The sequence below is a fragment of the Streptomyces sp. NBC_00554 genome (genome assembly GCF_041431135.1).
Lineage (GTDB): Bacteria > Actinomycetota > Actinomycetes > Streptomycetales > Streptomycetaceae > Streptomyces.
Map to the genome: position 1 here is coordinate 9,730,148 of NZ_CP107799.1, position 22,436 is coordinate 9,752,583.

Genomic DNA, 22,436 nt, shown 5'->3' on the forward strand with positions numbered 1-22,436 from the left:
GCCAGGACGGCTTCGGCCGGGGATGTACCACGTCTCCGGCCGAAGCCGCACCCGTCCGCCCGTCCGTGCCAGAGCCGGGTGCGACCTCCACATCCGTAGAGCCGCCCGTAGGCGCTTCGAAGCACGATTCTGCCGAAAGGCATGTTCGTACAGTGAAATATAGTTCACACTAGGGTGGGTGAGGAGTCAACGATGAGCAGCAGCGAGTTCCCAGAGGTCAGGACGGTGGCGGGCGCGGTCCGCGGGCGCCGTGAGGGTGGCTTGGAGGTCTTCAGGGGCATCCCGTTCGCACAGCCGCCGGTGGGTGAGGCCCGCTTCGCGGCGCCGCGACGAGTGGATGCCTGGGACGGCGTGCGGGAGGCGTTCGCGTTCGGTCCGCCACCTCCGCAGGAGCAGATGGGCCCCGAGGCCGAGCTTCCCGCCGGCCTTCCGGGCGGTGACGACTGGCTGACGGTCAACGTCTGGACTCCGGAGACGGACCCGGCCGCACGACGCCCGGTGATGGTGTGGATCTACGGTGGCGCCTACAAGTTCGGCTCCTCCGACGACCCGGCCTATGACGGCAGCCGCCTCTCCCGCGAGGGCGATCTGATCGTGGTCACACTCAACTACCGAGTCGGTGTCGAGGGGTTCGCCCTGATCGAGGGCGCACCCGCGAACCGTGGACTGCTTGACCAGGTCGCCGCACTGGAGTGGGTGCGCGAGAACATCACCGCCTTCGGTGGCGACCCCGACCGGGTCACCGTCTTCGGTGAATCCGCAGGCGCCGGGTCCATCGCCGCCCTGATGGCCATGCCGCGAGCACGGGGTCTGTTCCGGCGGGCCATCGCCCAGAGTGTGCCGGGCACCTTCTTCTCAGGCGCACTGGCCCGTGACATCGCCGAGGCCCTGGCCGGCGGGCTGGGGCTGCGCCCGACGGTCGCCGATCTGTCGGACGTGGATCCCCGGAAACTCCCTGAGGCAGGAGCTGTACTGACCGCCCGGATGCGCGAGTATGTGCACCGCTGGGGTCCGGTCGCTCTCACCCCAACCCCTTTCTCGCCCGTCGTCGACGGCGATGTCCTGCCCACCGCGCCGTGGCAGGCTCTCGCGAACGGCGCCGCACGGGACGTGGAGCTGATCACCGGGCACAACCGGGACGAATATCGTCTGTTCCTCATGCTCGGCGGGCTGCTCGGTCGGGTGGACGAGAGCCTGGCCTCGATGGCGTTGGGCCTGTTCGGGCCGACGCCGGACGGCGAACAGGCCTACCGCACCGCGTTCCCGGACGCCTCGGCGGAGTATTTGTTCGAACTGGTGCAGTCCGACTGGCTGTTCCGCATGCCCTCGCTTCACCTGGCAGAGGCGCAGGTGGCCGGTGGTGGCCGGGCACACGCCTACGAACTCACCTGGGCCGCACCCGCCAACCACGGCGCTCTGGGCGCCTGTCACGGCCTCGATGTACCCCTGACCTTCGGCACATACGGCGGCCTCGGTGCCATGCTGGTCGGGCCCACTCCCTCGCCCGAGACCGAGGCGCTCTCCGCCCGCTTCCGCTCCGCCTGGACCGCCTTCGCGACCGGGGGTGACCCGGGCTGGCCCGCGTACGACGCCGATCGCCGTCTCGTCCAGCTCTTCGATACGGAACCGGCGGTCACCGCGTACCCGGAGGAGGCTGCCCGCCGACTCTGGGAACACCATGCCTTCGCCGCTCTGCCCCTCACTTCGGCGTAGCCGGTTGGCTGGCGCCAACTGGCAACCCTGGTCACACTGCTGGTGTGGACGCCTTTCAGACCGGTGACCCGGGACTTTTCACTCCTGAGTCGGTGACCTGGCAGATGCACGGCGACCCGATGATGTGGGTCGCCGGAGTCCGCGCGCTCTATCTGCAGGCGCTGCACCCGCGTGCGGTGCGGGGTGTCATGCAGAATTCCGACTTCCGGCGCGACGCGTGGGGCCGGCTGATGCGCACCGCGAACTTCGTGGGGACGACGACGTACGGGACCAGCGAGGCCGCTGAGAAAGCGGGGGTGCGGGTGCGGAAGATTCACACGATGCTCACAGCCGAGGACCCGGAGACGGGGGAGCAGTACCGGATTGACGAGCCCGAGCTGCTGCTGTGGGTGCACTGCGCCGAGATCGACTCCTATCTGCACGTCCTGCGGCGCTCGGGGTTCCGCCTCACGGATGCGCAGGCGGACCGCTACATCGGTGAACACCGGGTCAGCGCACGGCTGGTGGGGCTCGACCCCGATGTCGTACCTGCGGACCGGGCCCAACTGGCCGAGTATTTCGAGAAGGTGCTGCCCGAGCTGGCGGCAGGCCCGGAGGCGCGGGACGTGGACGACTTCCTGTTGCGCCCGCCGACACACCCGTTGCTTGTACCGGCGCGCGCCTTGCTGTGGCGGCGCGTGGCGCATCTGGCGTACGCCTCTCTGCCGCCGTACGCCCACGAGTTGTACGGCAGAGCGGCTCCGGAGCCCGCCGTGGTGACCCGGCGCCTGCGTGTCACGGGCACCATGCTGCGCTGTGTTCCCGCACGTCTGCGCTGGCAACTTCCGCCCAAACACATTCTCCGCGCCATGTCACGACTCGGCCCCGGCTCGCGCCCGGCGCCGTACAAAGTCGACAGATAACTCGCCATACTGGACGGGCCGGGGGAGGGCGCGGGGCGAGTATCGACGGGGGCGGTCGCAGGAGATGGCGGAGACCAGGCTGATCCAGAGCCGGTACCGGCTGCTCGATCTCATCGGGCGGGGCGGTATGGGTGAGGTGTGGCGTGCGCGGGACGAGTCGCTGGGCCGGCATGTGGCGGTCAAGTGCCTCAAGCCCCTCGGCCCGCACCACGATCAGTCCTTCACCCGAGTGCTGCGGGAGCGGTTCCGGCGCGAGGCCCGGGTGGCCGCCGCCCTCCAGCACCGCGGGGTGACGGTCGTCCATGACTTCGGTGAGTCCGACGGCGTGCTGTATCTCGTGATGGAGCTGCTGGAAGGGCGGAACCTCAGCCAACTCCTGGAGGACAACAAGCAACACCCGCTGCCGGTCGCCGACGTCGTCGATGTCGCCGACCAGGTGGCCGCGGCCCTCGCGTACACCCATCAACAGGGCATCGTGCACCGCGACTTGAAGCCCGCGAACATCATGCGGCTCACCGACGGCACGGTGAAGATCTGCGACTTCGGCATCGCGCGCCTCGGCCACGACATCGGGTTCACCTCACGTCTGACCGGCACCGGTATCGCGATGGGCACCCCGCACTACATGTCGCCGGAGCAGATCAGCGGCACCCATGTCGACCAGCGCAGCGACCTGTACTCCTTCGGGTGCGTGCTCTACGAAATCGCCACCGGGGCACCGCCGTTCGACCTCGACGACGCTTGGGCTGTGCTCGTCGGACACCGGGACACGACTCCCGAACCGCCGCGCCGACACCGGGCCGAACTCCCCGAGTACTTCGAGAAGATCATCCTGGATCTGCTCGCCAAGGAGCCTGAGGAGCGCCCGCAGGACGCCCGCGAACTCGGCCGCCGCATCAACGCGGGCCGCACCACTCCGATGTACGTGCCGACCGTGGTGACTCCCGCCATCCGGCAACCGGGGCCGGAGCAGCGACCGTTGGCGCCCTCGGCCCAGGCGCGCCCCGAGCAGCCGCCCTCGCGCGAACCCCGGCTGCCCTCCTGGACCCGCGGCATGACCACGGGCCACAAGGCGACCGGCGCCGGGCTGCGCGTCACACCCCCGGACGCTTCTGCGGGCCTCACCGGCGAGTGGATCGCGCGTCCGTCCACGGCTGTGGCGCGCTCGCCCGAGCGCACCGAACGGCCCACTCCCTCACCGGAGTTGATCACCACTCTGGCGGGGCGGCACAACGCCGGCCTGAGTCTCGGGCGGCTCGGCCGGTGGACGGAGGCGGGCGAGGTGCACCGCGCGGTCGCCGCCGAGCGGGAGCACGCCCTCGGTCCTGACCACCCCGACACGCTCGCCTCCCGCTACGAGGTCGGGTTCACGCTCAGCCGCACCGGACGCCCCGCCGAGGCGCTGCGCGAGTACGCGCATGTCGCCCAGGCCAGGGAGCGGGTGCTCGGCGCCGACCACCCCGACACGCTCGCCGCGCGGCAGGAAATGGCGTATGTCCTCGGCCAGTTGGGCCGCCACTTCGAGGCCCACCAGGCCTACACTTCCGTGCTCGCCGCCCGGGAGCGCGCCATGGGCCCCGACCATCCCGACACCCTGCGCTGCCGCCACAACCTCGCCTTCAACCTGAGCAGACTCGGGCGCCTTGAGGACTCGTACCGCATGGCGAGCGAGGTGGCGTCCGCCCGTGCGCGGGTGCTCGGCGCGATGCACCCCGACACGCTCGTCACGCGGTACGAAGTCGCTTACGCGCTCGGACAGTTGGGGCGTTGGCCCGAGGCGCTGCATACCTACCAGGAGGTGGCCGAGGCTCGCGCGCAGGCGCTGGGTCCCGATCATCCGGACACGCTCGCCGCCCGCTATGAGGTCGGCATCAGCCTCGGGCGGCTCGGCCGCAGTGCGCAGGCGCTTGAGCTGTACCGCGATCTGATCGACGACCGCACTCGCGTGCACGGCTCCGCGCATCCCGAGACCCTGCGTGCCCGGCACGGTCTCGGGGTCAACCTTGGCCGCATGGGGCGCTGGGAGGAGGCCCTCGCGGAGTCGCGTGACGTGTGTGCCATCCGCGAGCGGGTGCTCGGGGGCGACCATCCGGACACTCTTGTCAGTCGGCGCGAGGTTGCCGTCGGTCTTGGGTGGCTCGGTCGGTGGGCCGACGCGCTCACCGAGTATCGCGGGGTGGCTTCCGCTCGCGAGCGGGTGCTCGGGGCCGATCATCCCGACGCGCTTGCCAGCCGTAACGACGAGGCGCACTGTCTGGAGCAGCTGGGGCGGGGGCAGGAGGCCGTGGAGCTGTATCGGAGGGTGGCTGCGTTGCGGCAGCAGCGGGCGTCCGGGGGGCATTGAGTGTGGTTGGGGTGGTGGGATTTCGCCCCCTCCGCCCCTACCCGTCCCGTCCTTCTGGGGCTGCGCCCCAGGCCCCCTGGGTCGTTTTTTGCTGCGGGGCTGTGGGGGCTTGTCGCGCAGTTCCCCGCGCCCCTGCGGGGGCGCGGCCCCGTACGGGTGCCCGCCGCCTGCCGCGTACCCCTGGCCGCCGTAGATCATCACGTGTTACCAAGAACCATGCCTGCACTCGAGGGATACGACGCCGTGATCGTCGGCGGGGGACACAACGGGCTCGTCGCCGCTGCCTACCTGGCCCGGGCCGGGCGGTCGGTGCTGGTCCTTGAGCGCTTGGGGACGACCGGTGGGGCCGCTGTGTCCACGCGGCCGTTCGCCGGGGTCGACGCGCGGCTGTCGCGCTACTCGTACCTGGTCAGCCTGCTGCCGCGGAAGATCGTGCGGGATCTCGGCCTGGACTTCCGGGTACGCGGGCGCACCGTCTCCTCGTACACGCCTGTCGAGCGCGACGGAAAGGCGACCGGACTGCTTGTCGGCGGTGGTGAGCGGCGCACCCGTGAGGCGTTCGCGCGGCTGACCGGATCGGACAGTGAGTACGCGGCGTGGCAGCGGTTCTACGGGATGACGGGCCGCGTCGCCCAGCGGGTGTTCCCCACGCTCACGGAGCCCTTGCCCACGCGCGATGAGCTGCGTCGGCGTGTCGACGACGAGGAGGCGTGGCGGGTGCTCTTCGAGGAGCCGGTCGGCGCCGCCGTGGAGGAGTACTTCGCCGACGACCTCGTACGCGGTGTCGTCCTCACCGACGCCCTCATCGGGACCTTCGCGGACGCCCACGACCCGTCCCTGCGGCAGAACCGCTGCTTCCTCTACCACGTGATCGGCGGCGGCACCGGCGCCTGGGACGTGCCGGTCGGCGGTATGGGCGCCCTGACGGACGCGATCGCCGCGGCGGCGCGCAACGCGGGCGTCGTGATCGCGACCGGCCATGAGGCCGTGCGGATCGAGACGGACGGGCGGGCCGCCGAGGTCACCTACCGGAGCGCGGACGGCGAGGGCGTCGTCGCGACCCGGCACGTCCTGGTGAACGCCTCGCCGCAGGAGCTCGCGCGCCTCACCGGCGACGAACCGCCCGCCCCCGCCGAGGGCGCCCAGCTCAAGGTGAACATGCTCCTGAAGCGGCTGCCGAGGCTTCGCGACACCTCCGTCGACCCGCGCGAGGCGTTCTCCGGGACCTTCCACATCGCTGAGGGATACGAGCAGTTGGCCACCGCCCACGCGCAGGCGGCGGCCGGCGAGCTGCCCACCGCGCCGCCCTCCGAGATCTACTGCCACTCGCTCACCGACCCGAGCATCCTCGGCCGGGACCTGGTCGAGCAGGGCTACCAGACCCTCACCCTCTTCGGACTGCACACGCCGGCCGGGCTCTTCGCTCGCGACAACGACGCCGTACGCGATGAGCTGCTGAAGTCGACCATCGCGCAGCTGGACGCCCACCTCGCCGAACCCCTCGTCGGCTGTCTGGCCACCGACGCCGACGGCCGCCCCTGCATCGAGGCGAAGACCCCACTCGACCTGGAGCGCGACCTGCGGCTGCCCGGCGGCAACATCTTCCACCGCGATCTCGCCTTCCCGTACGCGCAGGAGGGCACGGGACGCTGGGGCGTCGAGACCCGGCACGCGAACGTCCTGCTGTGCGGGGCGGGCGCGGTGCGTGGCGGCGGGGTGAGCGGGGTGCCCGGGCACAACGCGGCGATGGCCATGCTGGAGGAGCCAGGTCTTGGCGGGCCGCGCTAGGCGGTTGCCTCGTCCGGCTGTCCCGCCCGTTCGAAGGTGAGGATGGTGACTCCGTCGCCGACGACCCTGGAGTCCTTCAGGCGCAGACGCTTCTTGTCGGACGTCGCGCCGAAGAGGCGCTTGCCGGTCCCGAGGACGACTGGGAAGACCATCAGGCGGAGCTCGTCGACGAGGTCCTTCTCGATGAGGGTCTGCACCAGGCGGGCGCTGCCGTGGACCACGATGTTCCCGGGCTGCGTCTCCTTGAGAGCCGCCACCTCCTCGACGACATCGCCGCTGAGCACCGTGGAGTTGTTCCACTCGGCCTTGTCGAGGGTCGAGGAGACGACGTACTTGGGCATGCTGTTGAACTTGTCGGCGAACTCGCCCTCGCGAGAGGGCCAGGCGGCGGCGAACCCCTCGTAGGTGACCCGGCCGAGCAGCAGCGCGTCCGAGTCGTGCGTCTCCTCGAGCTTGAACTGGTTGCCTTCGTCCCCACGGTCGATCTCGAAGCTCCAGCCGTCGTACTTGAAGCCCTCGCCTCCGCCGGGCGCCTCGAGGACGCCGTCGAGCGAGACGAATTCGGTGACGATGATCCTTCCCATGCTGTCGCTCCCTTTCCTGTTCCCGGTGGATGCGGGCCTTCATGGTGGATGTGGGCCTTCACGGGTGGATCTGTGGTCCGTGACGCACACATCTCACCTTCGAGCCTTCAGTCCCGGGACGCCACCCAGCCCACCGCAACAATGCGCGCGGCGTCCGCCGGACGTGCCTCGTCGAAGAGGACCTGGTCTCCGGAGTCGACCCGGAGCGCGTCGACGTAGGCGCCACGACCGACGTACAGCTGGTCGGTCGCATACCGCCAGCGCGCGGTGAGCTGCCGCACCTGGGGCAGGTCCGCGGTGAGCCGGTGCCAGACCCGTCCGGACCAGCCGGTGACCGCGCCGGTGGGGTGCTCCTGCGGTTCCTCGCCATGCGGGGCCGTCGTGAAGGGAACCGGCTGCCAGGTCGTACCGCCGTCGGCCGACGTCTCCAGGGAGAGACGGTCCGCCTGGGGTTCGGTGTCCCACCACAGTGCGCAGCGCAGGCGTACGGGACCGGTGGCAGTGTCGAGCGCGGGCAGCGTCAGTGTGGCCGTCGTCGTGCCCGTCATCCCGGAGAACCAGGATGTGCGGCCGCGCGCGGGGCGGACCGGCACGGCGCGGGCCAGGTTGTTCGCCGCGGCGACCCGGGGAGCGGAGCCCGATCGCCAACTGCGGGCGGGGTGGACGGAGTTGCCGAGAACGATCAGGAAGGAGTCGGTCGTCGGGTCGAGGACGAGGGAGGTGCCGGTGAAGCCGGTGTGGCCCGCGGTGCGCGGGGTGGCCATCGCGCCCATGTACCAGTGCTGGTAGAGCTCGAAGCCGAGGCCGTGCTCGTCGCCCGGGAAGGCCGTGTTGAAGTCGGTGAACATCAGGTCCACCGTCTCCGGCTCCAGGATGCGCGCCCCGCCGTACGCGCCGCCGTTGAGCAGCGTGCGGCCGAGGATCGCCAGGTCCCAGGCGCAGGAGAACACGCCCGCGTGGCCGGCCACACCACCGAGGGAGTACGCGTTCTCGTCGTGCACCTCGCCCCACACAAGGCCCCGGTTCAGCCCCGACCAGGGCAGCCGTGCGTCCTCGGTGGCGGCGATCCTCGGCTTCCAGGAGGCGGGCGGGTTGTAGCGGGTGCGGTGCATGCCGAGCGGGGCGGTGATCTCCTCGTGGAGGAGGGTGTCGAGGGTGCGGCCGGTGATCTTCTCCAGGACGAGCTGGAGCGAGATCAGATTCAGGTCCGAGTAGAGGTACTTGGTGCCCGGGGGGTTGAGCGGGGCCTCGTTCCAGATGAGTTGGAGCTTTCCCTCGTGGGTCGGCGCGTTGTAGAGGGGGATCCAGGCGCGGAAGCCTGAGGTGTGGGTGAGGAGTTGGCGGATCGTGATGGTCTGCTTGCCGCCGCCCGCGAACTCGGGGAGGTACGAGGCGACCGTCGCCTCCAGAGCCAGCGCGCCGCGCTCGATCTGCTGGACCGTGAGGATCGACGTGAACAGCTTCGAGACGGAGGCCAGGTCGTAGACGGTGTCCTCGGCCGCCGCGATCTGCTGGTCGGCGGGGAACTCGACGCCGGTGTCGGTCTTCTCGTCGTACGCCGCATAGCGCACCGCCATGCCGATCGGCTGGTGCAGGGCCACGGTGCCGCCGCGCCCGGCGAGGAGTACGGCGCCCGCGTACCAGGGGTGCCTGGGGGAGGGGCCGAGGAACGCCTCGGCGTCGGCGACCAGTTGGCGCAGATGGCCCGACAGCAGTCCGGCACGCTCGGCCGATCCGTGCCGCAGTGTCGGCAGTCCGCCACCGGTTCCCCCGGCGGCAGCGGCGGATGCGGCGGGTCCTGCGGGGAAGGGGGCGATGGCCAGGGAACCTCCCAAGGCCGCCACCCGTCTGCCCAGTTGACGACGGGTCAGTCGGCTGTGTGCTCCACCCGTTGCTTCATCGGTCATCGAGAAGTCTCCCGCCGCGCCGCCTGAAAGTATCTTTCCTGGTTCGCCTTGCGGGGTGAAACTTTCCTGTCAGGGGGAGAGTGTGTCAACCGTGGCAGGCGGTTCCGGTAAATCTGACGGAGCATCAGAAAAGGTCTTCCCTCGTCCGGAGGACTGCGGCATCCTGCGGCCATGCAGACGGAGCTGAGCAAGAGACTGGGAGTCGAGCACGCCATCTTCGGCTTCACGCCGTTTCCCGCCGTCGCTGCGGCCATCAGCCGCGCGGGCGGATTCGGTGTGCTCGGTGCGGTCCGCTACACCGCCCCCGACGACCTCAAACGCGACCTCGACTGGATCGAGGCCAATGTCGACGGCATGCCCTACGGCCTGGACGTCGTCATGCCGGCCAAGAAGGTGGAGGGTGTGACGGAAGCCGACGTCGAGGCGATGATCCCCGAGGGGCATCGGCAGTACGTCAAGGACACCCTGGCCAAGTACGGCGTACCCGAACTCGCCGAGGGCGAGGTGTCCGGGTGGCGTATCACGGGGTGGATGGAGCAGGTCGCCCGCAACCAGCTCGACGTCGCCTTCGACTACCCGATCAAGCTGCTCGCCAACGCGCTCGGCTCCCCGCCCGTCGACGTCGTGGAGCGCGCCCACAAGCAGGGAGCGCTCGTCGCCGCCCTCGCGGGCAGTGCCCGGCACGCCCTCAAGCACGCCGAGGGCGGCATCGACGTCGTCGTCGCGCAGGGCTACGAGGCGGGCGGCCACACCGGGGAGATCGCCTCGATGGTGCTGACGCCGGAAGTCGTGGACGCCGTCGACCCGTTGCCCGTACTCGCGGCGGGCGGCATCGGCAGCGGGCAGCAGGTGGCCGCCGCGCTCAGCCTCGGCGCCCAAGGTGTGTGGCTCGGCTCCGTGTGGCTGACCGTGACAGAGGCGGACATGCACTCGCGCGGCGTCACGCGGAAGCTGCTCGCCGCCGGATCCGGCGACACGGTCCGTTCGCGCGCGCTGACCGGCAAGCCGGCACGTCAGCTGCGCACCGAGTGGACCGACGCCTGGGACGACCCGAACGGGCCCGGCACGCTTCCCATGCCGTTGCAGGGACTGCTCGTGGCCGAGGCGCTCTCCCGGATCCAGAAGTACGAGGTGGAGCCGCTGCTCGGCACACCGGTCGGGCAGATCGTCGGCCGGATGAACAGCGAACGCAGCGTCCAGGCCGTCTTCGACGACCTGACCCGGGGGTTCGAGCACGCCGTCGACCGGATCAACCGCATCGCGGGAAGGGGCGAGCAGTCGTGAGCAAGGTTGCGAGTGCGGCGGGGGCCACGCCGCCGAACGGTTTCTGGGCCCAGGCCGCAGCGGACCCGGGGCGTACGGTCCTGATCACCCCGGACGGAGACGAGTGGACCGCCGGCCGGCTGCACGCCTCGGCCAACCAGCTGGTCCATGGCCTGCGCGCCGCCGGCCTCGCACGCGGCGACGCCTTCGCGGTCGTTCTCCCCAACAGCGTCGAGTTCTTCGTCGCCTACCTCGCTGCCTCCCAGGCGGGCTTCTATCTCGTCCCCGTCAACCACCACCTCGTCGGCCCCGAGATCGCCTGGATCGTCTCCGACTCGGGCGCCAAGGTGCTCATCGCGCACGAACGGTTCGCGGACGCCGCCCGCCATGCCGCCGACGAGGCCAAGCTCCCCGCCACGCAGCGTTACGCGGTCGGCTCGCTCGCGGGCTTCCGGCCGTACGCCGAACTCCTTGACGGACAGCCCGAGTCGGCGCCGGAGGACCGCACCCTCGGCTGGGTCATGAACTACACCTCGGGCACCACGGGCCGCCCCCGCGGCATCAGGCGCCCGCTGCCCGGCAAGCTCCCCGAGGAGACGTACCTCGGCGGCTTCCTCGGGATTTTCGGCATCAAGCCGTACGACGACAATGTGCACCTCGTCTGCTCGCCGCTCTACCACACCGCAGTGCTCCAGTTCGCGGGCGCGTCCCTGCACATCGGCCACCGGCTGGTGCTGATGGACAAGTGGACACCCGAAGAGATGCTCCGTGTCATCGATGCCCATGCCTGCACGCACACTCATATGGTCCCGACCCAGTTCCACCGACTGCTCGCGTTGCCGGACCACATAAGGCAGGCGTACGACGTGTCGTCGATGCGGCATGCCATCCATGGCGCCGCGCCCTGCCCCGACCACGTGAAGCGGGCCATGATCGAGTGGTGGGGCGAGTGCGTCGAGGAGTACTACGCGGCCAGCGAGGGCGGCGGGGCCTTCGCGACCGCCGAGGACTGGCTGAAGAAGCCCGGCACGGTCGGTAAGGCCTGGCCGATCAGCGAACTCGCCGTCTTCGACGACGACGGCAACCGGCTGCCGCCCGGTGAACTCGGCACCGTCTACATGAAGATGAGCACCGGCGGATTCTCGTACCACAAGGACGAGAGCAAGACGAAGAAGAACCGCATCGGCGACTTCTTCACCGTCGGCGACCTCGGCCTCCTCGACGAGGACGGCTACCTCTTCCTCCGCGACCGCAAGATCGACATGATCATCTCGGGCGGGGTCAACATCTACCCGGCCGAGATCGAGGCCGCGCTGCTCACCCACCCCGCCGTCGCCGACGCGGCCGCCTTCGGTATCCCGCACGACGACTGGGGCGAGCAGGTCAAGGCGGTGGTCGAGGCCGCGCCCGGACATGAGCCCGGCGCCGCCCTCGCCGCGGACATCCTCGACCACTGCGAACATCAACTCGCGGGGTACAAGCGCCCCAAGAGCGTCGACTTCATCGAGACGATGCCTCGCGATCCGAACGGGAAGCTCTATAAGCGGCGGCTGCGGGATCCGTATTGGGAGGGGCGCACCCGAGTGGTCTAGGCCAGCAGGAGTCGTGCCTGAAGGTTGGGAAGCTTGGCCCACCAGTGGTCGTAGCGGCTGTAGGCCCGGGGGTCGCGGTCGGCCAGCACCGTGGTCAGTGACCGCGCCTCCTCGGCGAGTGCCTCCCACGCCGCGGGCGGAAGGTCGTGGAAGGCCGTGGCCTCGATGCCGCCGTCAGCCGGGCGCCATACGCCGGCGACGTAGCCGTCGACCAGCAGGGTGGGCAACACGTCGCCGTTGTTGCGGGTCACCAGTCGTCGATAGGTCGGCGGGATCATGCGGCTGCGGTCGGCGTAGGCCAGCAGGGTGCTGTCCCACATGGCCATGACCCGAGGCGGGGCCGGGGTGTCCGAGGGCGGGCGCGGGGCGCCGGGGATGTCGAACAGGCTGGTGCCGTCGGGTCCTTCGAACTGATCGAGGGAGCCGCCCAGTGCGCGTAGAGCCGCGCGGATCGGTGCGCGCTGCACCATGGCGAACTGGGCCACGTCCGCCACCGAGGCCGGACCGAACCCTTCCAGATAGCGCAGGACGAGCCTCTGCAGCGCCTGCGGTGCCGTCTCCCGCCCCGTGGGCACGGGCCCTGTCCGCGCCGCGACGTACGACGACCGGGTGTTGAACGACCACGGCCCGCCCGTCGGTACATGAAGCAGCGGTGCATACGCCCGCAGCCCCCACCACGCCCCTGCCTTCTTCTCCGCCCCGAGCCGCTCCTCGACCCATTCCTGCATCTCGGCGGCCGTCCGCGGCCGGTCGGCGAACGCCAGCAGCTCCGGCACCAGTTCCTCGCCGTCCGCCGGAGTGAGCCCCGCCTCAGCGAAGCGGTAGCCCAGACGCGAGCCGTACAGCGTCGGCTGCATCGCCTCGCGGAACACTTGGTAGTCGTCGGCATGAACCGCGTGCAGCGTGATCCGCATCAGGGTCGCCTTGACGACCGCGCGGTCGGCGAAGGCGGCGTCCAGATCGGCCAGGGAAAGGCCTTCGAGTCGGTTCCACAACGCGAGGTACGGCGAAGCGGGGTGCTGCGCCTGCAGCGCGACAACGCGACGCACCGCATCGACGACGTTCAGCGGCTCCCGCTCCAGCAGGAGTTGGCGGCTCAGCGTGGCCCGGTTGAGCTCGCGCGCGGTGATCTTCATGGCGAGGATTGTGCCGGGGACCGACGCGCGACCGCCAGGATGTTTCGCGAGCCTCTTCGGTGGGTCGGTGGGTCGGGTGACCGGGTGACGCGATTCCCGGTCGACCGGGGGAGGGGGGAGAGAGCTGCGCCCCCGGCCGCATGGTGATCCGAAGGACAGGTGCCGACCCTGGTAGCCCCGGGATACGGTCGAGCATGCGATCTCGAACGAGCGGCATGTGGTGGGGGACCGCGCTCGAAGCGCCGGACCCGGGGGCCCTGGCCCGCTTCTACGCGGAACTGCTGGACTGGTCGATCGTGCACGAGGAGCCCGGCACGGCCGTCGTCGCTCCGCCGCAGGGGTCCGTCTACGTCGTCTTCCAGCAGGCCACCGGATACAGGCCGCCCGTGTGGCCACCGGCCGACGGGGAGCAGCGCCCGATGATGCACTTCGACTTCCAGGTGGGCGACCTGGACGAGGCGGTCGCCGAGGCCGTCGCCATGGGAGCGTCCCTGGCGCCGGGTCAACCGCAGGACAACGTGCGCGTGCTCTTCGACCCGGCCGGGCATCCCTTCTGCCTGTGCCGCGATGACGGTTAGAGCTGGCTACTTGGCGGCTCATCCGCATGGACTCCACCATGTTCGGCAGCGCCTTCGATGCGGGAATCGGCATCGTCGTCGCGAAGTCTGAAGAAGGGAACGACCTGTGATCGAGGTGGAGTTGAAGGCGCGGGTTCGCTCGCCCGAGGCGGTCATGGGGCAGCTGGACGAGCGTGCTGAGGCTCGCCTCGAGGTGTACCAGGACACCTATTACGATCTGCCCGACGGCTTGCTGGAGAGACAGGACCAGGAGTTGCGGGTGCGGACCGTCCGCAGCCCGAACGGCCTGCGGACGTTGCTGACGTTCAAGGACGCGACCGTCGACGAGGCCTCCGGCTCGAGGCCCGAGCGTGAAACCCGTGTTGAGGATTCCCAGGCGGCGCACGCCATCCTGCAGGGGCTCGGCTATGTTCCGGCGATCGCCTTCTCGAAGCGGTGCCGCAACTACGACTTCGAGGCCCGCGGCCGACAGATGTTCGCCACGCTGGTCCGGGTTCCCGAGATCGACGGGACGTTCCTGGAGGTGGAAACCCTGGCGGCCGAGGACGACTTCACGGCCGCGCTGGACGACGTACGCGCGGTCCTCGCCGAACTCGGTATCGGCCCTCAGGATCTGACGCGGGAGACGTACACGGGGGCGGTGGCGGCACAGCGCGGAGGACGATGAGTCCGGCCGAGCACTGCCCGCCCGCACCATCGGGTGACCCCGGAGCCTTGGGGTGGGCGCTGCCGATCTACGTGCGTCAGCTTGACCTCCTTCGTGCGGCGGACCCAGGATCACGTGTCATGAAGCCTGAACACGGCAGCACGGTTGACGGAGTCCTGCGGCGCAGCGCCCGGCGTGTCCCGGCTCGCGTCGCGGTCGACTACCGCGAGCGCTCCTGGACCTATGCGGAACTCGACGAGGCCGTCTCCCGCGCGGCGAGCGTGCTGCTGGAGCAAGGGCTCGACCCGGGCGACCGCGTCGGAGCCTACGGCCACAACTCGGACGTGTACCTCATCGGTTTCCTGGCCTGCGCCCGCGCGGGACTCGTACACGTGCCTGTCAATCAGAACCTGACCGGCGACGACCTCGCGTACATCGTCGGTCAGTCCGGCAGTTCGCTGGTCCTGGCCGACCCGGACCTCGCGGGTCAACTGCCGGACGGTGTACGCACCTTGCCACTGCGCGACGCGGACGACTCACTGCTTGCGCGGCTGGACACGGCACCCGCCTACGACGGCGCCGAGCCGCGGAGCGAGACCCTCGTGCAGTTGCTCTACACCTCGGGCACCACCGCCCTGCCCAAGGGCGCGATGATGACGCACCGCGCCCTCGTGCACGAGTACCTCAGCGCGATCACCGCCCTCGACCTGAGCGCGGGGGACCGTCCCGTGCACTCGCTGCCGCTCTACCACTCGGCGCAGATGCACGTGTTCCTGCTGCCGTATCTCGCGGTCGGTGCGACGAACATCATCCTCGACGGGCCCGACGCCGATCAGATCTTCGACCTGATCGAGGCCGGCCGCGCGGACAGCCTGTTCGCGCCGCCCACCGTGTGGATCGGCCTGTCGAACCGCCCCGACTTCGCTGCACGTGATCTGAGCGGACTGCGCAAGGCGTACTACGGGGCGTCGATCATGCCGGTGCCCGTTCTGGAACGGCTGCGCGAACGGCTGCCGAAGCTGGGCTTCTACAACTGCTTCGGCCAGAGCGAGATCGGTCCCCTGGCCACGGTCCTCGCGCCCGACGAGCACAAGGGGCGGATGGACTCCTGCGGACGCCCGGTCCTGTTCGTCGACGCGCGGGTGGTCGACGAGAACGGCAAGGAGGTGCCCGACGGGACTCAGGGTGAAGTCATCTACCGCTCACCGCAGTTGTGCGAGGGCTACTGGGAGAAGCCGGAGGAGACGGCCGAGGCCTTCCGCGACGGCTGGTTCCACTCCGGGGACCTCGTCGTGCGGGACGCCCACGGCTACTTCACCGTCGTCGACCGGGTGAAGGACGTCATCAACTCCGGTGGCGTACTGGTCGCTTCACGCCAGGTCGAGGACGCGCTGTACACGCATGAGGGAGTCGCCGAGGTGGCGGTGATCGGCCTCCCCGACGAGCGCTGGATCGAGGCGGTCACGGCGGTTGTCGTCCCCCGCGGTGAGGTCACCGAGGCCGAACTCCTCGCGCACGCACGGGAGAAGCTCGCGCACTTCAAGGCGCCGAAGAAGGTGCTGTTCGTGGACGAGTTGCCGCGCAATGCCAGCGGGAAGATCCTCAAACGGGAGTTGCGGGAGCGGTTCGCCTGAGACCCGGGCTTTTGTGCCCCGGGAGACTCAGTCGGCCGACTCCACCGCCACCGACCGTGCCCACCGATAGTCCGCCTTCCCACTCGGTGACCGCTGGATGGTCTCCGTGATGACGAGCTGGCGCGGGATCTTGTAGCCCGCGAGGTGGGTGCGACAGTGGGTCTGGATGTCGTCCAGGGACGGGTGGTCCGCGCCACGGCGGAGTTGGACCACCGCTGCCACGTGGTTGCCCCACTTCTCGTCCGGTACGCCGGCGACGAGGGCGTCGTAGACGTCCGGATGGGACTTGAGGGCCTGTTCGACCTCTTCCGGATAGACCTTCTCGCCGCCGGTGTTGATGCACTGGGAGCCGCGGCCGAGGACGGTGACGATGCCCTCCTCGTCGACGGTGGCCATGTCGCCGAGGAGTACCCAGCGCTCGTCGCCCTTCTGGAAGAAGGTCTCGGCGGTCTTCTTCGGGTCGTTGTAGTAGCCGAGGGGCACGTGGCCGCGCTGTGCCACCCGCCCCGGTTCGCCGACCGCGACCGGCTCGTAGGTGGCCGGATCCACCACCTGGGTACGGGAGTTGACGCGGATCCGGAAACCCCGCTCCGGCCCCGAGTCGGCCGTCGCCGTGCCGTTGAAGCCCGACTCCGACGAGCCGAAGTTGTTCAGCAGCATCACGTTCGGCACGAGCGTCTGGAACTGCTCGCGCACGGTCTCCGACATGATCGCGCCGGACGAGGACACGCTGAACATGGAGGAGCAGTCGGTGCCCTTCAAGGGGCCATTCAGTGCGTCGATCAGTGGCCGCAGCATCGCGTCGCCGACCAGGGACACACTGGTGACCTTCTCCTTCTCGATCGTCCGCAGTACTTCCTCCGGCACGAACTTGCGGTGGATCACGATGCGTTGACCGAAGTTGAAGCCGATGAAGGCGGTGAGTGTCGAGGTGCCGTGCATCAGCGGGGGAGTGGGGAAGAAGGTGATGCCCTCGCCTCCGGCCGCGACGCGCTCTGCCAGCTCCTCCGGGCTCTTGACCGGCTCGCCCGTCGGGGCCCCACCGCCCAACCCGGAGAAGAAAAGGTCTTCCTGACGCCACATCACACCCTTGGGCATTCCGGTCGTGCCGCCGGTGTAGATGATGAACTGGTCGTCCGCCGAGCGCGCCGGGAAACCCCGCTCGGGGGATCCGGCGGCCTCCGCGTCGGCGAAGTCCACTAGGGGCGGCGAAGCAGCAGTGGACGTGGGTGCCGTCCCCACGCGTATGAGATGCCGCAGGGCCGAGGCTCGCGGCAGCGCCGCCGCCACCCGCTCCGTGAACTCCGCGTCGAACACCAGGGCCACCAGATCCGCGTCCCGGTAGAGGTAGACCAACTCCTCTTCCACATAGCGGTAGTTCACGTTGACCGGGACGATCCGCGCCTTCAGGCAGGCCAGCACGGTCTGCAGGTACTCGATGCCGTTGTAGAGGTGCAGCCCGAGGTGCTCGCCGGGGCGGACGCCGCTGTCGATCAGATGGTGCGCGATGCGGTTCGCGGCCGCGTCCAACTGCGCGTACGTCAGCCGGCGTTCCGCGCCCGTGCCGGGGTGGTCGATGTACACGAGTGCCTCGCGGTCGGGGACCACGTCGACGACCGACTCGAACAGGTCGGCAAGGTTGTACTCCACCGCTCCTCCTGACCCCGGACGACTTTGGCGGCCCATCGGCTCGGCGCCATCGGCTCGACGGTCATCAGAGCAAAGCCGGACCCAACTGTGAAGGGTCCGCGCAGAAGAAATCTGACTACCTGTCAGAAAACTCTTGTACTGGCTCCGCGCCTCCTGCAACCTGTTCTCGCATCCGAGACGGTCGGAGACGACTGCACGACCGGAGGCGACCGGAGACGGTCCGGGACGGTCCCAGACGGGGAGGAAGCCAAATGGGTGGTACAGAACACCTCACCGTGCAGCGCGAAGGCGCCACACTGGTACTCACGCTCAACAGGCCCGAGGCCAAGAACGCGCTCTCGCTGCCGATGCTGGTCGGCCTGTACGACGGCTGGATCGAGGCCGACGAGGACGACGCGATCCGCTCGATCGTGCTCACCGGTGCGGGGGGCGCCTTCTGCGCCGGGATGGACCTCAAGGCGCTGGCAGGCCAGGGCATGGACGGCCAGCAGTACCGGGACCGGATGAAGGCGGACCCGGATCTGCACTGGAAGGCGATGCTCCGTCACCACCGTCCCCGCAAGCCGGTGATCGCCGCCGTCGAAGGGCACTGCGTCGCGGGCGGCACCGAGATCCTCCAGGGCACCGACATCCGTGTCGCCGGCCAGTCGGCCACCTTCGGGCTCTTCGAGGTGCGGCGAGGCCTGTTCCCGATCGGCGGCTCGACGGTCCGCCTCCAGCGGCAGATCCCGCGCACCCACGCCCTCGAAATGCTGCTCACCGGCCGCCCGTACACGGCGCGGGAAGCCGCCGACATCGGCCTGATCGGGCATGTCGTCCCCGACGGCACCGCCCTGGAGAAGGCCCTCGCGATTGCCGAGCAGATCAACGCCTGTGGCCCGCTGGCCGTCGAGGCCGTCAAGGCATCCGTGTACGAGACCGCCGAGATGACCGAGACCGACGGGCTCGCCGCCGAACTGGCCCGCGGCTGGCCGGTCTTCGACACCGCCGACGCCAAGGAGGGGTCCCGGGCCTTCGCCGAGAAGCGCCCGCCCGTCTACCGGCGCGCCTGATCTCCGAAAGAGACTCGCGCCTGACCTCCGAAGGAGACATCCGGGATGCCCGAAGTCCTCAAAGCCCCCCTCGTCGTCGAGTTCCCCTTCACCCGCTCGCTCGGCCCCGTCCAGAGCGCGTTCCTCACCGGTCTCCGCGAGCGCGTCGTGCTCGGCGTGCGGACCGGCGACGGCCGCACCCTCGTCCCGCCCGTCGAGTACGACCCCGTCACCGCCGAGGAGATACGCGACCTCGTCGAAGTCGCGCCCACCGGCACCGTCACCACCTGGGCGTGGAATCACGAACCCCGCCGCGGCCAGCCCCTCGACACCCCCTTCGCCTGGGTCCTGGTCCGGCTCGACGGCGCCGACACCGGCCTGCTGCACGCACTCGATGCCCCCGGCCCCGACGCCGTCCACACCGGCATGCGCGTCCGCATCCGCTGGGCCGGCGAACGCTCCGGTGCCATCACCGACATCGCCTGCTTCGAGCCGTACGACGGCGATCCGTCGGAGCCCACCGGGCAGGGGCACGACGGCCGCTTCGAGGACATGGTCACCGGAATCGTCGCCCCGGCCCGCCTCGACTACGTCTACTCGCCGGGCCGCGCCCAGTCCGCCTACATCAACGCCCTCGCCGAGCAGCGGACCGTCGGCGAACGCTGCCCGTCCTGCCGCAAGGTGTACGTCCCGCCCAGGGGTGCGTGCCCCACATGTGGCGTGGCCACATCGGAGCAGGTGGAAGTGGGTCCGGGCGGCACGGTCACGACGTACTGCATCGTCAACATCAAGGCGAAGAACCTCGACATCGAAGTGCCTTACGTCTACGCGCACATCGCCCTCGACGGCGCGGACCTCGCGCTGCACGGCCGTATCGGCGGCATCCCCTACGACCAGGTGCGGATGGGGCTGCGCGTCGAGCCGGTGTGGACGGAGGGTGGCCGCTACCCCGAGCACTACCGGCCGACCGGCGAGCCGGATGCGGACTACGAGATGTACAAGGAGCTGCTGTGACGCGTGAGATTGCCGTGGTCGCCTTCGCGCAGACCGACCACCGGCGCACCAGCGACGAGCACTCCGAGGTGGAGATGCTCATCCCGGTCCTGCACGACGTCCTCGACCAGACGGGGTTGAAGACGAGCGACATCGGCTTCACCTGCTCCGGCTCCACGGACTACCTCGCGGGCCGTGCCTTCTCCTTCACCATGGCGCTCGACGGGGTGGGCGCCTGGCCGCCGATCTCCGAGTCGCACGTGGAGATGGACGGCGCCTGGGCACTGTACGAGGCGTGGACCAAGCTGCTGACCGGCGACGCCGACACGGCGCTCGTGTACGGGTACGGCAAGTCGTCGCCCGGCTCCGTACGGGACGTCCTGACCCGGCAGCTCGACCCGTACTACCTGGCGCCGCTCTGGCCGGACTCCGTCGCGCTCGCGGCACTGCAGGCGCAGGCGCTCATCGACGCGGGCGAGACCGACGAACCCGCGCTCGCCGGTGTGGCCTCCCGGAGCCGCGCGTCGGCATCCGCCAACTCCCATGCCCAGCTGAGGGGTTCGGTTGCTCAGGGCGATTACGTCGTACGTCCCTTGCGCACCGGCGACTGCCCGCCCATCGGCGACGGAGCCGCCGCCGTGATCCTCGCGGCGGGGGAGCGGGCCCGCGAGCTCTGCGAGCGGCCCGCCTGGATCCGGGGCATCGACCACCGCATCGAGGCGCACAGCCTCGGCGTCCGCGACCTGACCGACTCGCCGTCCACGCGCCTCGCCGCCGAGCGGGCCGGCGCCTTCGAACGGCCCGTGGACACCGCCGAGTTGCATGCACCGTTCACTTCCCAGGAGGTCGTCCTGCGCAAGTCGCTGCGCCTGGGGGACGAGGTGAGCGTCAACCCCTCCGGAGGGGCACTCGCCGCCAACCCGGTGATGGCGACGGGGCTCATCCGCATCGGTGAGGCCGCCGCCCGTATCCATCGCGGTGAGTCCGACCGGGCGCTGGCCCATGCCACTTCGGGCCCGTGCCTCCAGCAGAACCTGGTCGCCGTACTCGAAGGGGATGCCCGATGAGCAAGGAGCCCGTGGCCGTCGTAGGCATCGGCCAGACCAAGCATGTGGCCGCCCGACGGGACGTGTCGATGGCGGGACTGGTCCGCGAGGCCGCCCAACGAGCGCTGGCCGACGCCGAGTTGACGTGGGCGGACATCGACGCGGTCGTCATCGGCAAGGCGCCCGACTTCTTCGAGGGCGTCATGATGCCGGAGCTCTATCTCGCCGACGCGCTCGGTGCCGTCGGCAAACCGATGCTCCGGGTGCACACGGCGGGCTCGGTCGGCGGATCGACGGCACTCGTCGCCACCAACCTGATCGCGGGGCGCGTCCACGGCACCGTCCTGACCCTCGCCTACGAGAAGCAGTCCGAGTCGAACGCCATGTGGGGCCTGTCGCTGCCGATCCCCTTCACACAGCCGCTTCTCGCCGGGGCGGGCGGCTTCTTCGCGCCGCACGTACGGGCGTACATGCGGCGCACGGGCGCGCCCGACACGGTCGGCTCGCTGGTCGCGTACAAGGACCGTCGCAACGCGCTCAAGAACCCGTACGCGCATCTCCACGAGCACGACATCACGCTGGAGAAGGTCCAGGCCTCGCCCATGCTGTGGGACCCGATCCGGTACTCCGAGACCTGCCCGTCCTCGGACGGGGCGTGCGCGATGGTTCTCACCGACCGCGCGGGGGCGGCCCGTTCGCCGCGGCCGCCCGCCTGGCTGCACGGCGGCGCGATGCGCAGCGAGCCAACGCTCTTCGCGGGCAAGGACTTTGTCTCGCCGCAGGCGGGCAAGGACTGCGCGGCCGACGTGTACCGGCAGGCCGGGATCGCGGACCCGCGCCGTGACATCGACGCCGTCGAGATGTACGTACCGTTCTCCTGGTACGAGCCGATGTGGCTGGAGAACCTCGGTTTCGCCGAGGAGGGAGAGGGTTGGAAGCTCACTGAATCCGGGGTGACGGAGCTTGATGGGGACCTGCCCGTCAACATGTCGGGTGGGGTGCTCTCCACCAATCCGATCGGCGCCTCCGGCATGATCCGGTTCGCCGAGGCGGCACTTCAGGTGCGCGGCCAGGCCGGAGATCACCAGGTCGACGGGGCTCGCCGGGTGCTGGGGCACGCCTACGGCGGCGGATCCCAGTTCTTCTCGATGTGGCTGGTCGGGGCCGCGCCGCCCGCCTCCTGAAACCGTCCCCCTCACGTGGCCTGTCCGCCGCCCGAACCGATCGCTAGGCTGGCCGCGGACGACGAACCGGGAGGAGCACGGACGTGGCCGAAAGCACCATTGAGCAGCACCCGCTCGCGGGCTGGGACAAGCCGGAGCTGGACCTCAGTGCAGCAGAGTGGCATTCCAGCAGCCGAGGACGGGGAGACGTCCAGATCGCCTTTGTCGAGGGCTTCATCGCGATGCGCAACAGTGGCCGGCCCGAGAGCCCTTCCCTGATCTTCACCCCGGCGGAATGGGGCGCGTTCGTGTCGGGGGCGCGGGAGGGCGAGTTCGACCTGACCTGACCTGTGCTGCTTCGGAGGTGATCCTCCCTTCTTTCTTGAGGTCAGGAGGGGAGGATGACCGCTGTACGCGTCGGCGGGAGTGCACCGACGCCGACCGATCCCTCTCGGGGGTCGGCCCG

At 69.9% G+C, this 22,436-nt stretch carries 18 protein-coding genes; 14 read left to right on the forward strand and 4 right to left on the reverse strand.

The window, feature by feature from the left end; translation table 11 throughout:
* Nucleotides 1–192 precede the first annotated feature (192 nt).
* The 4 genes from OG266_RS43185 (at nt 193) to OG266_RS43200 (ending at nt 6,747) form a co-directional block, all read left to right on the forward strand.
* On the forward strand, nt 193–1,713 hold the full coding sequence (locus OG266_RS43185; protein WP_371552306.1) for a carboxylesterase/lipase family protein: 1,521 nt from the start codon (nt 193–195) through the stop codon (nt 1,711–1,713).
* Between the two features lie 104 nt (nt 1,714–1,817).
* Nucleotides 1,818–2,615 (forward strand): oxygenase MpaB family protein, encoded by a 798-nt coding sequence (locus tag OG266_RS43190; RefSeq protein ID WP_371553164.1) that lies wholly within the window; start codon nt 1,818–1,820, stop codon nt 2,613–2,615.
* A 64-nt stretch (nt 2,616–2,679) separates the two neighbouring features.
* Nucleotides 2,680–4,959 (forward strand): tetratricopeptide repeat protein, encoded by a 2,280-nt coding sequence (locus OG266_RS43195; protein WP_371552307.1) that lies wholly within the window; start codon nt 2,680–2,682, stop codon nt 4,957–4,959.
* Nucleotides 4,960–5,175: 216 nt separating this feature from the next.
* Nucleotides 5,176–6,747, forward strand: coding sequence for a phytoene desaturase family protein (locus tag OG266_RS43200; RefSeq protein WP_371552308.1), 1,572 nt, complete (start codon nt 5,176–5,178; stop codon nt 6,745–6,747).
* Here OG266_RS43200 and OG266_RS43205 read toward each other — a convergent pair.
* A complete protein-coding gene (locus OG266_RS43205; protein ID WP_266470203.1) occupies nt 6,744–7,331 on the reverse strand; it encodes a dihydrofolate reductase family protein in 588 nt (195 codons plus the stop codon). The genes OG266_RS43200 and OG266_RS43205 overlap by 4 nt on opposite strands.
* Before the next feature lie 107 nt (nt 7,332–7,438).
* On the reverse strand, nt 7,439–9,238 hold the full coding sequence (locus tag OG266_RS43210; protein WP_371552309.1) for a serine hydrolase: 1,800 nt from the start codon (nt 9,236–9,238) through the stop codon (nt 7,439–7,441).
* A 171-nt stretch (nt 9,239–9,409) separates the two neighbouring features.
* Between OG266_RS43210 and OG266_RS43215 the strand changes: the two genes are divergently transcribed.
* Both OG266_RS43215 and OG266_RS43220 read left to right on the forward strand, forming a co-directional pair.
* Nucleotides 9,410–10,522, forward strand: coding sequence for an NAD(P)H-dependent flavin oxidoreductase (locus OG266_RS43215; protein ID WP_371552310.1), 1,113 nt, complete (start codon nt 9,410–9,412; stop codon nt 10,520–10,522).
* Nucleotides 10,519–12,093 (forward strand): acyl-CoA synthetase, encoded by a 1,575-nt coding sequence (locus OG266_RS43220; RefSeq protein WP_371552311.1) that lies wholly within the window; start codon nt 10,519–10,521, stop codon nt 12,091–12,093. The genes OG266_RS43215 and OG266_RS43220 overlap by 4 nt, the downstream gene beginning before the upstream one ends.
* On the opposite strand, the gene OG266_RS43225 is transcribed toward OG266_RS43220, so the two are convergent.
* On the reverse strand, nt 12,090–13,229 hold the full coding sequence (locus tag OG266_RS43225) for a winged helix DNA-binding domain-containing protein (protein ID WP_371552312.1): 1,140 nt from the start codon (nt 13,227–13,229) through the stop codon (nt 12,090–12,092). The two genes, OG266_RS43220 and OG266_RS43225, sit on opposite strands and share 4 nt — an antisense overlap.
* Before the next feature lie 194 nt (nt 13,230–13,423).
* Between OG266_RS43225 and OG266_RS43230 the strand changes: the two genes are divergently transcribed.
* The 3 genes from OG266_RS43230 (at nt 13,424) to OG266_RS43240 (ending at nt 16,087) form a co-directional block, all read left to right on the forward strand.
* On the forward strand, nt 13,424–13,807 hold the full coding sequence (locus tag OG266_RS43230; protein WP_371552313.1) for a VOC family protein: 384 nt from the start codon (nt 13,424–13,426) through the stop codon (nt 13,805–13,807).
* A 106-nt stretch (nt 13,808–13,913) separates the two neighbouring features.
* Nucleotides 13,914–14,474: a class IV adenylate cyclase gene (gene cyaB, locus OG266_RS43235; protein WP_371552314.1), complete on the forward strand. Its 561-nt coding sequence runs from the start codon at nt 13,914–13,916 to the stop codon at nt 14,472–14,474.
* A gap of 119 nt (nt 14,475–14,593) precedes the next feature.
* A complete protein-coding gene (locus tag OG266_RS43240; RefSeq protein WP_371552315.1) occupies nt 14,594–16,087 on the forward strand; it encodes an acyl-CoA synthetase in 1,494 nt (497 codons plus the stop codon).
* A gap of 27 nt (nt 16,088–16,114) precedes the next feature.
* On the opposite strand, the gene OG266_RS43245 is transcribed toward OG266_RS43240, so the two are convergent.
* The gene (locus OG266_RS43245) at nt 16,115–17,737 is read right to left on the reverse strand and encodes an acyl-CoA synthetase (RefSeq protein ID WP_371552316.1); all 1,623 of its coding nucleotides are present in this window, start codon (nt 17,735–17,737) and stop codon (nt 16,115–16,117) included.
* Between the two features lie 251 nt (nt 17,738–17,988).
* On the opposite strand from OG266_RS43245, the gene OG266_RS43250 reads away from it, so the two are divergent.
* From OG266_RS43250 to OG266_RS43270, 5 genes are all read left to right on the forward strand, one after another.
* A complete protein-coding gene (locus OG266_RS43250; RefSeq protein WP_371552317.1) occupies nt 17,989–18,789 on the forward strand; it encodes a crotonase/enoyl-CoA hydratase family protein in 801 nt (266 codons plus the stop codon).
* A 45-nt stretch (nt 18,790–18,834) separates the two neighbouring features.
* Nucleotides 18,835–19,782, forward strand: a complete 948-nt coding sequence (locus OG266_RS43255; RefSeq protein ID WP_371552318.1) for a Zn-ribbon domain-containing OB-fold protein — start codon at nt 18,835–18,837, stop codon at nt 19,780–19,782.
* Nucleotides 19,779–20,828: a thiolase domain-containing protein gene (locus OG266_RS43260; protein ID WP_371552319.1), complete on the forward strand. Its 1,050-nt coding sequence runs from the start codon at nt 19,779–19,781 to the stop codon at nt 20,826–20,828. Before OG266_RS43255 ends, OG266_RS43260 begins: the two co-directional genes overlap by 4 nt.
* A complete protein-coding gene (locus OG266_RS43265; RefSeq protein ID WP_266470228.1) occupies nt 20,825–21,991 on the forward strand; it encodes a thiolase domain-containing protein in 1,167 nt (388 codons plus the stop codon). Before OG266_RS43260 ends, OG266_RS43265 begins: the two co-directional genes overlap by 4 nt.
* Before the next feature lie 83 nt (nt 21,992–22,074).
* Nucleotides 22,075–22,317: a DUF397 domain-containing protein gene (locus tag OG266_RS43270; RefSeq protein ID WP_266470230.1), complete on the forward strand. Its 243-nt coding sequence runs from the start codon at nt 22,075–22,077 to the stop codon at nt 22,315–22,317.
* Nucleotides 22,318–22,436: the final 119 nt, after the last annotated feature.